This is a genomic window from Bacillus vallismortis (assembly GCF_004116955.1).
GTDB lineage: Bacteria > Bacillota > Bacilli > Bacillales > Bacillaceae > Bacillus > Bacillus vallismortis.
The window spans coordinates 3,073,894-3,089,169 of sequence record NZ_CP026362.1 but is presented as its reverse complement, the minus strand read 5'-3'; the positions used below and the strand labels follow the sequence as shown (position 1 = coordinate 3,089,169).

Annotated in this window: 16 protein-coding genes and 2 pseudogenes; 11 read left to right on the top strand and 7 right to left on the bottom strand. The window is 42.5% G+C overall.

From position 1 onward, the window contains the following. Positions 1–15: 15 nt before the first annotated feature. Entirely contained in the window at positions 16–588 is a 573-nt protein-coding gene (gene cutR, locus BV11031_RS16370) for a copper uptake transcriptional regulator CutR (protein WP_010330816.1), read from the bottom strand. A 164-nt stretch (positions 589–752) separates the two neighbouring features. On the opposite strand from cutR, the gene BV11031_RS16365 reads away from it, so the two are divergent. The 6 genes from BV11031_RS16365 (at position 753) to sipU (ending at position 6,139) form a co-directional block, all read left to right on the top strand. After that, positions 753–1,106, top strand: coding sequence for a hypothetical protein (locus BV11031_RS16365; protein ID WP_010330817.1), 354 nt, complete (start codon positions 753–755; stop codon positions 1,104–1,106). A gap of 172 nt (positions 1,107–1,278) precedes the next feature. After that, positions 1,279–2,712, top strand: coding sequence for a PTS mannitol transporter subunit IIBC (locus BV11031_RS16360; protein WP_010330818.1), 1,434 nt, complete (start codon positions 1,279–1,281; stop codon positions 2,710–2,712). A gap of 24 nt (positions 2,713–2,736) precedes the next feature. Beyond that, positions 2,737–3,168, top strand: a complete 432-nt coding sequence (locus BV11031_RS23000) for a PTS mannitol transporter subunit IIA (RefSeq protein ID WP_010330819.1) — start codon at positions 2,737–2,739, stop codon at positions 3,166–3,168. A gap of 1 nt (position 3,169) precedes the next feature. After that, positions 3,170–4,291, top strand: coding sequence for a mannitol-1-phosphate 5-dehydrogenase (locus BV11031_RS16350; RefSeq protein ID WP_010330820.1), 1,122 nt, complete (start codon positions 3,170–3,172; stop codon positions 4,289–4,291). Positions 4,292–4,378: 87 nt separating this feature from the next. Continuing rightward, the gene (locus tag BV11031_RS16345) at positions 4,379–5,443 is read left to right on the top strand and encodes a tartrate dehydrogenase (RefSeq protein ID WP_082246393.1); all 1,065 of its coding nucleotides are present in this window, start codon (positions 4,379–4,381) and stop codon (positions 5,441–5,443) included. Between the two features lie 132 nt (positions 5,444–5,575). Further along, entirely contained in the window at positions 5,576–6,139 is a 564-nt protein-coding gene (gene sipU / locus BV11031_RS16340) for a signal peptidase I sipU (RefSeq protein ID WP_010330822.1), read from the top strand. 53 nt (positions 6,140–6,192) lie between these two features. Here the strand turns inward: sipU and BV11031_RS22995 are convergent. The 5 genes and pseudogenes from BV11031_RS22995 to BV11031_RS16315 form a co-directional block, all read right to left on the bottom strand. Next, positions 6,193–6,640 (bottom strand): annotated as a pseudogene (locus BV11031_RS22995) (dienelactone hydrolase family protein); the annotation flags it as partial. 252 nt (positions 6,641–6,892) lie between these two features. Next, positions 6,893–7,369: an aminoacyl-tRNA deacylase gene (locus BV11031_RS16330; RefSeq protein WP_010330823.1), complete on the bottom strand. Its 477-nt coding sequence runs from the start codon at positions 7,367–7,369 to the stop codon at positions 6,893–6,895. A gap of 323 nt (positions 7,370–7,692) precedes the next feature. Further along, positions 7,693–8,691 (bottom strand): 2,3-diaminopropionate biosynthesis protein SbnB, encoded by a 999-nt coding sequence (gene sbnB / locus BV11031_RS16325; RefSeq protein ID WP_041952611.1) that lies wholly within the window; start codon positions 8,689–8,691, stop codon positions 7,693–7,695. A 55-nt stretch (positions 8,692–8,746) separates the two neighbouring features. After that, positions 8,747–9,742, bottom strand: coding sequence for a 2,3-diaminopropionate biosynthesis protein SbnA (gene sbnA / locus BV11031_RS16320; protein ID WP_010330825.1), 996 nt, complete (start codon positions 9,740–9,742; stop codon positions 8,747–8,749). Then, entirely contained in the window at positions 9,739–10,581 is an 843-nt protein-coding gene (locus tag BV11031_RS16315) for a formyltransferase family protein (RefSeq protein ID WP_010330826.1), read from the bottom strand. Before BV11031_RS16315 ends, sbnA begins: the two co-directional genes overlap by 4 nt. Before the next feature lie 69 nt (positions 10,582–10,650). Between BV11031_RS16315 and BV11031_RS22990 the strand changes: the two are divergent. Continuing rightward, positions 10,651–10,845, top strand: a pseudogene (locus tag BV11031_RS22990) (GntR family transcriptional regulator); the annotation flags it as partial. A 750-nt stretch (positions 10,846–11,595) separates the two neighbouring features. Continuing rightward, positions 11,596–11,988 (top strand): 3-hydroxyacyl-ACP dehydratase FabZ family protein, encoded by a 393-nt coding sequence (locus BV11031_RS16305; protein ID WP_010330828.1) that lies wholly within the window; start codon positions 11,596–11,598, stop codon positions 11,986–11,988. Between the two features lie 34 nt (positions 11,989–12,022). Here the strand turns inward: BV11031_RS16305 and BV11031_RS16300 are convergent, their stop codons facing one another. Beyond that, complete coding sequence (locus tag BV11031_RS16300) at positions 12,023–12,187, bottom strand: hypothetical protein (RefSeq protein ID WP_010330829.1); 165 nt, start codon at positions 12,185–12,187, stop codon at positions 12,023–12,025. Between the two features lie 132 nt (positions 12,188–12,319). On the opposite strand from BV11031_RS16300, the gene BV11031_RS16295 reads away from it, so the two are divergent. The 3 genes from BV11031_RS16295 (at position 12,320) to BV11031_RS16285 (ending at position 15,273) form a co-directional block, all read left to right on the top strand. Further along, the gene (locus tag BV11031_RS16295; protein ID WP_010330830.1) at positions 12,320–13,069 is read left to right on the top strand and encodes a Cof-type HAD-IIB family hydrolase; all 750 of its coding nucleotides are present in this window, start codon (positions 12,320–12,322) and stop codon (positions 13,067–13,069) included. 201 nt (positions 13,070–13,270) lie between these two features. Beyond that, complete coding sequence (pxpA, locus tag BV11031_RS16290) at positions 13,271–14,044, top strand: 5-oxoprolinase subunit PpxA (RefSeq protein ID WP_010330831.1); 774 nt, start codon at positions 13,271–13,273, stop codon at positions 14,042–14,044. A 14-nt stretch (positions 14,045–14,058) separates the two neighbouring features. Continuing rightward, positions 14,059–15,273 (top strand): NRAMP family divalent metal transporter, encoded by a 1,215-nt coding sequence (locus BV11031_RS16285; RefSeq protein ID WP_010330832.1) that lies wholly within the window; start codon positions 14,059–14,061, stop codon positions 15,271–15,273. Positions 15,274–15,276 lie beyond the last annotated feature (3 nt).

Here is a 15,276-nt window from a genome sequence, read left to right as displayed (position 1 = left end):
GCTGTATATGTTGTGTTATGTCTTGGTGCAGGTGCAGCGCTTTTTTCTGTCTCGAAGCATGTCTTCGAGCGCCTGGTCGAACGTGTGGACGGCTCCGCCGAATCCTTTTTGAAACCGTTCGGCATGGTCGAGTGTTGCAAACGGAATCGCCTGCGGCTGGCAGCAGTGCAGGTTTAATTCAGCATTAACCACAAAATAAGCCGAACCGGCACTGACCGTTGTGTGTAACAGAAAATCTCGGCAAATCAAGTGTGAAACCTCTTCCGTTTTATCTGCGTAGCGCAAAAACGCGCAGTGTGCGCAGCATAGCTGTTCAATGTCTTGGTTTACCGTAATCAGCTGAACCGAAAAAGCCTGATTGACCGGCTTCAGGCAATAGCTGCACATATGACCTGCTTGAGGTATTTGGGCTGGGAGCGTGATGCCGCCGGCCGTTTTGATGACCTGATTTGACTGAACAAGCTGGTTGACATCTCTGTATACGGTCATTTCCGAAACGCCGAATTTTGCGCTGATGTCAGAAATTCTGAGCGCGCCTTCTTCTTTCAGCCACTTCAGTATGTGCTGCTGTCTATTAATCGGAAGCATTCATACATCCCCTCCATTAAGATCTATTTAAGCGTAGAGGATTTTAAAGGCAGAGACAAGTAAGTAGATGATAAAAAATGTGAAAATGTGTTGAACAGCAACAAAACGAAACAGAAGGGACTCTGGTATAATAGACATATGGAATGGAAAGTGAGGAATACCCTATGAAAGAAACACAATGTCCGAACTGCGGCAAACCTTTGACAGGCGACATGGTCAGATCATCAAACGTGCCTTGTCAATTTCGCTGCGGACACTGCCGGGAACGGCTTTATGAATATAAAGTATCAGCTCCGATGATGCTGCTGTCACTAGCAGTGATTGTGCTGCTTATTTATCTTTTGCTGCTCCTCCGCGATGCGGTTGGCTCAATGCTGCCGGTCGTACAGCACGTGCCGATGGCAATTTTTGCACTTGTGTGCGCTTATCCCGTTTTTATAGTGAGTGAGCGGATGATCGCCAAGTACGTGATTCAAAACGGCAACATTATTTATAGAGGCAAGAGAAAAGGCTCCTGAAATCAGGAGCCTTTTTTTATTTAAAAAATTGTCACACTCGTATGCCAAAGTCCTCTTTACTTTCAATTGTATAGAGTGTGTAAGCGTTTTAACATAGAGTCAAAGGGAAGCATGATTCTCTGAACATCTTTTTCTATCTTACAGCGACAAACAAAACAGGGAGGGTTTATATATGCAGCAAGAACAACAGCAAGGCGGCATGAAAGTGAAAGTGCAGCGTTTCGGCAGTTATTTGAGCGGAATGATCATGCCGAATATCGGCGCGTTTATCGCGTGGGGCATCATTACCGCGCTGTTTATTCCGGCGGGGTGGTTTCCGAATGCACAGCTGAATACACTTGTCAGCCCGATGATCACATATTTACTGCCGCTTTTGATAGCGTATACAGGCGGAAAAATGATTTACGACCACCGCGGCGGAGTCGTCGGGGCGACAGCGGCAATCGGGGTGATTGTCGGGTCAGATATTCCGATGTTTTTAGGTGCAATGATCATGGGGCCCCTTGGCGGATACCTCATTAAACAGACTGATCAATTATTAAAGGATAAAGTCAAACAAGGCTTTGAAATGCTCATCAACAACTTTACGGCAGGGATTGTCGGCGCGGCTTTAACGATTCTCGCGTTTTACGCTATCGGCCCGGTTGTCCTGACGTTAAACAAATTGCTGGCAGCCGGTGTAGAAGTCATTGTACACGCGAATTTACTGCCTGTAGCCAGCGTTTTTGTAGAACCGGCGAAAGTGTTATTCCTCAACAACGCCATTAACCATGGAATCTTAAGTCCAATCGGAATCGAGCAGGCGGCCCAAACGGGAAAATCGATCTTGTTCTTAGTAGAAGCAAACCCTGGGCCGGGGCTCGGCATTTTGCTGGCGTACATGTTCTTTGGCAAAGGCTCTTCAAAATCGACGGCTCCCGGCGCGGCGATCATTCATTTCTTTGGCGGGATTCACGAGATTTACTTCCCGTACATTTTGATGAAACCGGCCCTGATTCTGGCGGCGATTGCCGGCGGCGCAAGCGGACTCTTAACATTCACGATCTTTCATGCCGGACTTGTCGCAGCAGCGTCACCGGGAAGCATCATTGCATTGCTGGCGATGACGCCAAGAGGCGGCTACTTCGGCGTATTGGCGGGTGTATTGGTCGCTGCCGCTGTTTCGTTTATCGTATCAGCAGTGATCCTGAAATCTTCAAAAGCAAGCGAAGAAGACCTCGCTGCCGCAACAGAAAAAATGCAGTCCATGAAGGGGAAAAAAAGCCAAGCGGCCTCTGTTTTAGAAGCGGAGCAAACGAAAGCTGAGGAAGCGTCTGAGCTGTCTTCTGAAAGCGTAAACAAAATCATCTTCGCATGTGATGCGGGAATGGGATCAAGCGCGATGGGAGCATCGATTTTAAGAAACAAAGTGAAAAAAGCGGAGCTGGATATTAGTGTGGCCAACACGGCCATTAACACTCTGCCAAGCGATGCGGACATTGTCATCACACACAAAGATTTAACAGATCGCGCGAAAGCGAAGCTGCCGAACGCGACACACATATCAGTGGATAACTTCTTAAACAGCCCGAAATATGACGAGCTGCTTGAAAAACTTAAAAAGTAATCTCATAGAAAGAGAGTGATACCCATGCAAGTACTCGCAAAGGAAAATATTAAACTCAATCAAACGGCATCATCAAAGGAAGAAGCCATCAAAATGGCAGGCCAGACGCTGATTGACAACGGCTATGTGACAGCAGATTACATTGGCAAAATGTTTGAACGTGAAGAAACATCATCTACTTTTATGGGAAATTTTATAGCCATACCACACGGCACAGAAGAGGCGAAAAACGAGGTGCTTCACTCTGGAATATCCATCATACAGATTCCAGACGGCGTCGAGTACGGAGAAGGCAACACGGCAAAAGTGGTATTCGGCATTGCGGGCAAAAATAATGAGCATTTAGACATTTTGTCTAACATCGCCATCATTTGCTCAGAAGAAGAAAACATTGAACGCCTGATCTCTGCTAAAAGCGAAGAAGATTTGATCGCCATTTTCAACGAGGTGAACTGACATGATCGCATTACATTTCGGTGCGGGAAATATCGGGAGGGGGTTTATCGGCGCGTTGCTTCACCACTCTGGCTATGACGTAGTGTTTGCGGATGTGAACGACACGATGGTCAGCCTCCTCAATGAAAAAAAGGAATACACAGTGGAGCTGGCAGAAGAGGGGCATTCATCAGAGGTTATCGGCCCGGTCAGCGCCATCAATAGCGGCAGCCAGCCGGAGGAGCTGTATCGGCTAATCAATGAGGCGGCGCTCATCACAACGGCGGTCGGTCCGAACGTGTTAAAGCTGATTGCTCCCTCTATCGCAGAAGGGTTAAGACGAAGAGACGCTTCAAACACACTGAATATCATTGCCTGCGAAAATATGATCGGAGGAAGCAGCTTTCTGAAGAAAGAGATATACAGCCATTTAACTGAGGCGAAGCGGGAGTCCGTCAGTGAAACGGTCAGTTTTCCAAATTCTGCCGTTGATCGGATCGTGCCGATTCAGCATCATGAAGATCCGCTCAAAGTGTCGGTTGAACCATTTTTTGAATGGGTCATTGATGAATCAGGCTTTAAAGGAAAAACACCGGCCATAAACGGCGCGCTGTTTGTTCATGATTTAACGCCGTACATCGAACGAAAGCTGTTTACAGTCAACACCGGACACGCGGTGACAGCGTATGTCGGCTATCAGCGCGGGCTCAAAACGGTCAAAGAAGCAATCGATCACCCGGAAATCCGCCGTGTCGTTCATTCCGCACTGCTTGAAACCGGTGACTACCTCGTCAAAACGTATGGCTTTAAGCAAGCTGAACACGAACAATATATCAAAAAAATCATCGGACGCTTCGAAAACCCATTCATTACAGACGATGTGACCCGCGTAGCGAGATCACCTCTCAGAAAACTGGGAGAAAATGATAGGCTCGTAGGCCCGGCAAAGAAAATAAAAGAGCCGAATGCACTGGCGGAAGGGATTGCCGCAGCACTGCGCTTCGATTTCACCGATGACCCTGAAGCGGTTGAACTGCAAGCGCTGATCGAAGAAAAAGGATACAGCGGCGTGCTTCAAGAGGTGTGCGGCATTCAGTCTCATGAACCGCTGCATGCCATCATTTTAAAGAAACTGAATCAATAAACGACCCGTGACAGCATGTCACGGGCTTTTTTTACCATCTCGCATTCTAGTATAATAGAAAACGCTTACGATAACAGGGGAAGGAGAATGACAATGAAACAATTCGAGATTGCGGCAATACCGGGAGACGGAGTAGGAAAAGAGGTTGTGGCGGCTGCTGAGAAAGTGCTTCATACAGCGGCTGAGGTGCACGGCGGTTTGTCATTCTCATTTACGTCTTTTCCATGGAGCTGTGATTATTACATGGAGCACGGCGACATGATGCCTGAAGACGGCATACATACGCTTACTCAATTTGAAGCGGTTTTCTTAGGAGCAGTCGGAAACCCGAAGCTGGTTCCCGATCATATTTCGTTATGGGGGCTTCTGCTGAAAATCCGGAGGGAGCTTGAGCTTTCCATTAATATGAGACCGGCCAAACAAATGGCAGGCATCACGTCGCCGCTTCTGCATCCAAATGATTTTGATCTTATGGTGATTCGCGAGAACAGTGAAGGCGAGTACAGTGAAGTCGGCGGACGCATTCACAGAGGCGGCGATGAAATCGCCATCCAGAATGCTGTATTTACGAGAAAAGCGACAGAACGAGTCATGCGCTTCGCCTTCGAATTGGCGAAAAAACGGCGCGGCCATGTGACAAGTGCGACAAAATCGAATGGCATTTATCACGCGATGCCGTTTTGGGATGAAGTCTTTCAGCAAACTGCGGCTGATTACAGCGGAATCGAAACGTCATCCCAGCATATTGATGCGCTGGCCGCTTTTTTTGTGACGCGTCCGGAAACGTTTGACGTCATTGTGGCGAGCAACTTGTTCGGTGATATTTTAACGGACATCAGCTCAAGCTTGATGGGAAGCATCGGTATTGCGCCGTCCGCGAATATCAACCCGTCCGGCAAATACCCATCTATGTTCGAACCGGTTCACGGCTCAGCTCCCGACATTGCCGGCCAAGGCCTTGCCAATCCAATCGGCCAAATTTGGACAGCGAAGCTGATGCTTGACCATTTCGGGGAGGAAGAACTGGGGGCGAAGATCCTTGATGTCCTGGAACAAGTAACGGCTGATGGCATCAAAACACGCGACATTGGCGGACAAAGCACAACGGCTGAGGTGACGGATGAAATCTGTGCTCGTTTGAGAAAATGGTGATGAAATAGGGCGGGGTGGATGGTTGCCCCGGCCAATCAATTTCCTTACACAACTATCCGAAAAAACGAACCAAGAAGATCCAAATGCTGTATAATAATTTGGGATTCTTAGGAAGGTATTGGGTGAAGGAAATTGAATGCGAAAAAAATCACATTAAAGAAAAAAAGAAAAACAAGATGGATCGTTGTAGTCAGTATCGTTTTGATCGCTGCACTTATTTTGATGATTAGAATGGCGTTTTACAGGCCTTTTCTCGTTGAAGGTTTGTCAATGGCTCCAACGCTTCAAGACTCAGAAAGAATTTTGGTTGACAAAGCAGCCAAATATACAGGCGGTTTTCACAGAGGCGACATTATAGTCATTCAAGACAAAACGAGCGGCCGTTCATCAGTCAAACGTTTAATCGGTTTGCCTGGTGACAGTGTAAAAATGAAGGATGATCAGCTATACATAAACGATAAAAAGGTGGAAGAACCGTACCTAAAGGAACATCAACAAGAGGCCAAAGAAATAGGTGTGAGCTTAACAGGTGACTTCGAAGCTGAGGTTCCTTCAGGCCAATATTTCGTAATGGGAGATAACCGCCTCAATTCGATGGATAGCAGAAACGGAATGGGTATGCCTTCTGATGAAGAGATCGTCGGAACTGAATCTCTCGTCTTTTATCCGTTCGGTGAGATGAGACAAGCAAAGTAAAAAACGACTGAGGTCACTGATGACCATTTGTGCGCGTTAACAGAACAATCTAATGAAATAGGACGAGGTGGTTTTTCCGCCTCGTTTTTGATGAGGGAGAGTGTTTTGAGAAAGAGTGCCCTGTCAAAATAAACCGACTCAGGATTGGCAAAGCCATGTAGGGCATCAAATTGATATATCGCCAAATCGGGAGCTGTTTATCCCGCAGTATTTTGATGAGAAGCGCAACATCTCCGTTCACCTCAGACATACTGCTGCATTCCATGTGATCGTCGGCCCGCGCTGCATCCAACCATAAAGATGCGCTGTCCTCCGTTTTGCCTGATCATTGGTTTCTCCTGTTTTCAGTCGTTCATGTTTGTAAACTGGAATGTGTAGCTTCACACATCCTCGAGCAATTTAGGCGTCACCACATCATATCCAGCCATTTTGATCAGCTTTTTGATATGGCTGTTTACATATTTCGTGTGCGAGAATGCTTATTAACGGCTGAAGTATCAAATGAAGACGTGTCCTTTCTGCGCAAGCCTTGTCGAAAGAGGAAAAGAACGATTTTTATACTTTACTGTATCACCCAGCTAGGTATAGGAGGATGGAAATCGAATGATAACTGGTTTTTCTGATCATCCTTCAGAAAGTGATCTTATAAAACATCTCCTGATAAAATGTTAGGCAAAACCACATTAAGTTGGATATCCTCGAAATAAATAAGAGCCATTGAGAATGGCTCAATATACGCCGATTTTATTATTTCTATTGTTCTGTAACAATGTCCACTTCTTGGGCTTTAGAAGCCCTTTTTAAGTTTTGGGGAGTTATAATAATTTCATTTCCCCAAACACCAGCTCCCACTCCAAGTGTATCTTCTTTCATTAGGGTACGGTCTATAAATGAACGAAAATGAGTAGGTTGCCACCCAAATGGAGGGATTGATCCGATTTGGTAACCTGTAAGTTCTTTTACAGTAGCAGGCGAAGCCATTTTTATATTTTTTGAACCTACGGCTTTTTTCAATTTCCCTGACTTAATATTTTGATCTCCTCCGACCATTACTAAAATTTTTTCACTTTGGCCTGTTTCAAAGATTAATGTCTTGACCATTTGTCTTTCATTAAAATTCAATTCTTTAGCAACATTAGCTGCCCCTTTTTCAGTTGAAGTTGAAAAACTCATAGAAGTATACTCAAGTTTTAAATCATCTAAAAATAGGTGTGCTGGTAGTTTGTTCATTGGATCCTCCTTATGATTTATGGTTTAAATTATGAGAATATTATATATTATTGTGTAATATATTGCATACAAAGAAGAGGATTCATTGATATTTATTAATGGTTACAACACTTGTATTTTTGGCTATAGCTGGAACATGTCTTTATTATCTAATGGAAATATTAAAGGTTTAACAGTTGGGTATCCCTTTTGGTTAGTATCAAGCATTAGGAACCTTGTTCATTATTCTTATGTTCATTTTTAAAGGTTGGGGATAACAAATAATTGAATTGTAAGGCCGGAGTAAAAGGGGAGCAGCTATAATAATCTGCCCCCCTTACCATTTAATATAGACTCAAAGTTTTACCTATTCCAAGTTCTTTTGCTTTTTTGAAAATTTTGTACGCGCAAGCTATATCCTCAATAGCCATACCCATAGGATTTAATATAATGATTTCGTTTTCATTCTCTCTTCCGGGAATCCTACCTGTTATGATTTCCCCTAATTCTCCATGTAACTGTTCTTTAGAGAATTTTCCCTCTAAAACGAGTTGATTAATAACCTTTTTTTCACGATTAGCTTGGTCCCAATCATCCACTACTACTTTATCTGCTTTTAAGAAAGTCTCTTTTTCAAAATCCATTATAGAAACATTACTAATGAATGTTCCTTTTGAAATCCATTCAAAAGGTATATATGGCGTATCTGCAACCGTACAAGTTAATATAACTTCTCCATTCCTTACTGTTTTCTCTAAATTTTCACATACGTTAACTTCAATAAATCTGTTGTCTCCTTTATGCCTTACATATTCATCAATTTTTTCTTTTAATAAATTTGCTGAGTCTTGGTTAATATCAAATAAATTAATCTTTTTAAGGTTTTTAAAATGATCAATAAATGACTCGACATGGAATTGAGCAATTTGACCACAACCTAGACAACTCATTTCTGCGAAATTTTTTTTTGCAAGGTGTTTTGCTCCTAAAACCGAAACAGCTGCAGTCCTCATTCCACTTATCAAGCTACCTTCCATGATAGATACAGGGTAATTTGTTTCAGGATCATTCAATACAACTACTGCACTAGCTCGGCTTATTTTTCTTTTAGAAGGATTATCATTCTTGCTTCCGACCCATTTTATACCCGATATATTCATTTCATCCAGGTGTGCAGGCATAGCAATAATTCTGTCAGCGATATGTCCTTTACTTTGATTAGCTCTTAGGTATGGTTTTAGAGGTTGTACAAACTTTCTTTCAGCATGTAAAGTGAGAGCTTCTTTAATAGAATCCACATACAATGCAGATTGGTTTCCTTCAGCTTTAATAACATCACTCATACTTAAATAGGTTATTTCGGGTGCTTTAATGTTTGTTAACAAACTACATTCCTCCCTAATAATTATATAGTTTGGTTTTTTGACCAAATTTAATAACATCCAAGTCCATGTTTTTATTCTGAATCCATTGATCAGAAAATATTGTATTGAAATACCTATCTCCTCGATCAGGTAATAAGGTTAAAATTTTAACTTTTTCTTTTAATTTCTGAATCAGATTCGTAGCTGCAAAAACCGATGCCCCAGAAGAACCGCCGACTAGCAATCCTTCTTCTAATGCGAGCTGCCTTGTCATATAAAATGCTTCCTCATCTCCAACGTGAACGACTTCATCATATAATTGAGGTTCTAAATTACCAGGTACAATTGCATTTCCCATACCTATTAAATGTCTTTTACCAGAAGGGCCACCAAAAATAACAGAACCTTTAGCATCTACTGCGAGTGTTTTTACTCGAGGAATCAGACGTTTAAGTCCCTTAGTTAAACCAGTTATTAGCCCAGCTGTTCCTACAGGGCAAACAATCCAATCAAGGTCGCCTTTAAAATCATCATATATTTCACCCGCTAAGCTTTCTATATAGGCCCCTGGATTTGCGGAATTATTATACTGATTAGGCCAAAAACAGTTTGGAAGTGTCTTTGAAAGTTCTTCCGCCTTTCTTAACCGTTCTTTCAGATAGTTTCCATCTTTATCAGCATGGTCAACCATATAAACCTGAGCTCCAAAACCTTTAATTAAACTTAAATTAACTTCACTTATTTTGGGATCTACAATACAAATCATTTTATAACCTTTTCTTTTAGCAACCATAGATAAACCTATCGCCAAATTGCCCGAAGAGGATTCAACAATTGTTCCGCCTTTTTTTAGCTTTCCGTCTTTTTCTGCAACCTCTATGAGATTTCTTGCAACACGGTCTTTAGAGCTTCCGCCTGGATTGAACCCTTCCAGTTTTGCATATAACTCTGACTTCCCGCTTGGAACAAGATTATTTAACTTAACAATAGGTGTATTGCCGATAAGTTCTAAAACGTTATCGTAGATCAAACTGTAGTCACCTCTTTCTTCATATTTAAGTAATTAAATTCTGCAATTTTACGAATTTCATTTGAAAAATGTTTAGAATAGAAAACTGGCCCAATCATACTCTTGTCTGGGCTGATACCTACAAATTCTTTCTCCTTAAATCTATGTATCTTTGAAGCTTGATGTATTAATAAATCAAAAGCAAGCTGGTAACAGGCTCCTTTTAAATCACCCAATGATCTATATAAGAATGGATTAGTTATCCTAGTTGCTATTAATATTGGACCAGTGTCTATACCATTATCGATAAAATGTACAGAAGCCCCCACTGATTTTTTAAATTCCTCTATATCTCCTTTGTATGCCATAGACTCGATTGCATTCATTCCCCTGGCAAAGGGTAAGACAGCAGAATGAGCGTTAATAATTTGTCCTTTAGTCAGTTCAATCCACCAATCTTCTAACATTACGTCTAAAAAGATGAAAAAAACAACTTTATCAAATTGCCTCACGACACTTTCAAGCCAGTTTTTCGTCTCTTTACTGTTCAAATCTTCTCCTGCTAATATGACATTATTATCATAATGCAAGTGATTTTTAGGAACACCGTAAGTCATGATCATTTCTTTCTCTGCATTACTAAGTTCCCCATAAATTTCTTCTAAATCACCTATAGTTAGGCTCGGTAAGGTTGAAAGCTTGTCCTTAAGAGATACTTCATTTTTATTGCCGCGAATCATAATTCCTTTAAAATCATTTTCAGATCCAAAAGCCTTCATCCACTTATCAATTAGGTATGTAGTATGAAACCTATTTTCAGTTATTAGAAAAAAAGCTCTCTTAACTTCTCTGTCTGTCATGCTTCTCACTCCTAAATATCCTATATTCAATATATTAGTAAAGCTAAGAAAATAGAAAGGTTGTATGTAATGCCAGTACCGAAAAATTCTAAACAAAAAACGAGAATTTCAGCCAAAGATATAGTTTTTAATCAATTACAAAAATGGATTGTTGAAGGGAATCTGCGTTCAGGTGAAAGAATTAATGATGACGAATTAGCTGAAACTTTAGGGGTTAGTCGAACTCCCGTGAGAGAGGCCTTGCAAATTTTAGAAACGAATGGCTCAGGAATTTCATACATTATCGTTAATTTAGCTAATAATAAAGATTTAACTTCTATTATTAAAAATCTACGTATGCATCCATGCTTTGCGTTTAAAATTTACTTTTTTTAAAGAACATGAAGAAATCATCAAATTACAACTCAAAAACATGACATTAATGTATATTTCGAAGAAAAAAATTGTTAAGACCAATGAACGAAATCTTAAAACTGTTAATCTAGAAAAAAATTCTAACTAAAAACAATACTTATATGCGATATTGTTATTCCAAACTCACTTAATTAGTTGAACTCTAAATTTTAGATATCCCTCCTTAAATAGACATATGTAATATATTGAATATATCACATATTATGGAAAATACAAAATGTTATGAACTGCAATTTGGTTAAGAACAGCTCTTTAAAAGAAGTGCTGTTCTTATCGCTTATTTCATCATTCTATAAACAACTGATCTTTACCAGATGAGTAAAGCCAAATTATTGGTTTTATTGTTTGCTGCTTAGGGGAACCAACTGAAGGCGATTCTGACGAAATCTTGTTTTGTTCTACGGATTAATGATTCATATATGGGGTCCCGCATAGAAATAATGAAAAACTAAATCTCTTTTAGTGGAAGATGATACTCGTTATAGGGAATGAGCTTAGATAGCTGTTTTTGGGCATAACAGTCTCCTTTTTCGTTTTTTTCCATATATCCTATCGTTCAGCTGTAGGCTGATATATAATAGTCAAAAAAGGAGAGATCATATGAACCCATTATCTTTGCCTCACCGCTATCCGTTTTTGTTCATTGATCGCGTGACGAAAAGCGAGCCAAGCAAATATGCGGAAGCGTATAAGCTGATTAGTGAAAACGATTGGTTTATCACTGACACGCAAATAGAAATGCCGTTTTCACTTGTGATTGAAGCACTTGCGCAAACCGCGGCTTTTACAGGGATTACAGGTGAGAACAGCTTGGGCTTATTGTCTTCCGTGAAGAAAGCGGAAAAGCTCGGTGCGGCCATGCCTGGTGACCGGCTTGAACTTGCGTTTGAGGTTACGCGCAACCGGCGCGGGTTTGTGTTCGGACATGCCAAGGCGTCAGTGAGCGGACAGCCTGTTGCTGAAGCTGAAATCGGCATCTATATCGAAAAGTGAAAAAACCCTTCACAACGAATTGTGAGGGGTTCAATTATTTTGTATCGTAATCCCGTTCGCTTTGTGAGTCATCTCTTTGCTGCCGTTTGTGTTTTTCATCCTCCATATTTTCCTTCAGCTCTTCGTTTGGAATCGGATCGGTTAAGTCATTGTGTTCGGGATTTTCATTTGGTTTATTTTGCTGTTTTCTTTCTGTCATCTATCATCACCTCACCGTTTGTTTTCCTTTTATTCGCGTGCCTCAAACATGTGAAATCGCTTTTTTGTCCCGCTGGGTATAATGTATTAGAATAGGTAGAAGCACAATTAAAAGATAAAGAGAGGTACATATATGTCTGTTCAAAGAGAAAATGTGGATATTAAGCTGATCGCAATTGATATGGATGGAACGCTGCTGAATGACGAGCAGCTGATTTCGGATGAAAACCGTAAAGCCATTCGGGAAGCGGAGGATAAAGGCGTGTACGTGGTGATCAGCACGGGCCGGACACTGATGACGTGCCGGGAGCTGGCTGAATCGCTGAAGCTGTCGTCCTTTTTAATCACGGCAAACGGCAGTGAAATTTGGGATTCGAATTTTAACTTGGTCGAACGTAAGCTGCTCCATACAGATCATATTCAGATGATGTGGGATTTGCGGAACAAGCACAACACGAACTTCTGGGCTTCTACTGTAAATAAAGTATGGAGAGGCGAGTTTCCGGAAAACATTACGGATCACGAATGGCTCAAATTCGGCTTTGACATTGAGGATGACGACATCCGAAACGAAGTGCTGGAGGAGCTGAGAAAAAACAAAGAGCTTGAAATCACCAATTCAAGCCCGACAAACATTGAGGTCAACGCGCTTGGCATCAACAAAGCCGCAGCTCTTGCGAAGGTTTCTGAAAAACTCGGCTTTACGATGGAGAATGTGATGGCGATGGGTGACAGCCTCAATGACATCGCCATGATTAAAGAAGCGGGTCTGGGTGTCGCGATGGGAAATGCGCAAGACATTGTGAAAGAAACGGCGGATTGGGTTACGGAGACAAATATTGAGGATGGTGTCGCGAAAGCGATTCGCCATTGGGTTTTATAAAAAAAAGAGTCCTAAGATGGGCTCTTTTTTAGTTTGGCAGGTTTTCTTCTGGGTCCATGGTAGGTTTTCTAACAAAAGTATTTCACAAACTGAGAGGTTTGAATTATAATAAAGCAAAGTTCAAAAATTCGGAATAGTCGTTCCGAATTTCGGAACAATAAATACATCAAGCAAATCATTTGCTTTGGCAGGAGGGATTCTGTGTTTCAAGTTGATTTGAACTGTGATTTAGGAGAAAGCTTCGGAGCCTACAGGATAGGCCTTGATCAAGATATTTTAGAGTATGTCACATCTGCGAACATCGCATGCGGATTTCATGCAGGAGATCCCGGTGTCATGCGGAAAACCGTTGCGCTCGCCGCAGAAAACGGTGTGAAAATCGGCGCGCATCCGGGTTTGCCGGATTTACTGGGCTTTGGCCGCCGCAATATGGCGATTTCACCTGAGGAAGCGTACGATCTCGTCGTCTATCAAATTGGCGCGCTCTCGGGTTTTTTAAAAGCAGAAGGACTTCACATGCAGCACGTCAAACCGCATGGCGCTTTATACAATATGGCGGCTGTCGATCAAAAGCTGTCAGACGCCATTGCGAAAGCTGTCTATAAGGTTGATCCCGGCCTAGTGCTTTTCGGTCTTGCTGGGAGCGAGCTCGTCAAAGCGGGTGAACGGATCGGACTTCAGACGGCAAATGAAGTGTTCGCCGATAGAACATACCAAGCCGACGGCACACTGACACCGCGCTCCCAACAGGACGCACTCATTGAAAGCGATGATGCCGCCGTCACCCAAGTGATCAAAATGGTGAAAGAAGGGGCGGTTAAATCTCAGCAAGGCCATGATGTGTCCTTAAAAGCAGATACCGTTTGCATCCACGGAGATGGAGCACACGCGCTGACCTTTGCGCAAAAAATCAGAAAAGAACTCAAAGTGGCAGGCATTGAAGTGGCCGCTATTTCAGCACAGAAGTCAACATAAAGGAGGAACAATAGATGGAGCAGCAGAAAAAAACAGCAGGAAAAAAGGCGGGCAGCTGGTCATTGTTGATGGGGGCCGCCTTTTTAATGGCGACATCCGCGGTCGGCCCGGGATTCCTGACACAAACCGCAACATTTACAAACACACTCGCGGCAAGCTTCGGTTTTGTCATTATTATCTCTATTATTTTAGATATTTTCGCCCAAACCAACGTATGGCGCATCATCGCGGTTTCTGGAAAACGAGGCCAGGAAATTGCGAATATGGTGCTTCCGGGATTGGGTTATTTCATTGCCACTCTCGTCGTGCTTGGAGGACTGGCTTTTAATATTGGGAATATCGGTGGTGCCGGACTGGGACTTCAGGTGCTGTTTGGCATTACACCGGAAACAGGCGCTTTGATCAGTGCTGTTGTTGCCATTTTAATCTTTTTAATTAGAGAAGCTGGAAAAGCGATGGACCGTTTTACGCAAATTGCCGGTTTTGTGATGATCCTTTTAACTCTGTATGTCGCGTTTACAACAGCTCCGCCTGTTGGCGAGGCTGTAGCAAATACGATTGCGCCCGAGCAAATCAGCATTTTTGCTATTGTCACGCTTGTGGGCGGAACTGTCGGCGGTTATATCACATTTGCCGGAGGACACCGTTTGCTGGATGCTGGAATTAAAGGGAAGGAATCCATCCCGCAGGTGACAAAAAGTTCAGTTGTCGGCATTTTAATTACATCTGTCATGCGTATTGCTCTTTTTCTTGCTGTGCTTGGGGTTGTTTCAAAAGGCCTGCACATCGATGAAAGCAATCCGGCGGCTTCTGTCTTCAAGCTGGCTGCTGGAAATGTCGGTTATAAAATTTTCGGATTGATCATGTGGTCCGCTGCCATTACATCTGTTATCGGGGCGGCTTATACATCGGTTTCGTTCTTTAAAACCTTTTCTCCAAAAATTGAAAAAAATTCGCGCGGGATTATTATCGGGTTTATCGTAGTTTCTACGTTAGCTTTTGTCACAATCGGACAGCCTGCGAAAATCCTCGTGCTTGTCGGGTCACTGAACGGCTTAATTTTGCCGATTGCGCTCGGAACGCTTCTGATTGCCGCATATAAGAAAAAAATTATCGGTGATTATAAGCATCCGCTTTGGCTGACCGTTTCAGGTGCACTTGTTGTGGTTGTAATGGCTGTAATGGGCGTCTACACGTTATTTACACAACTTCCTAAATTGTGGAGCTGATAA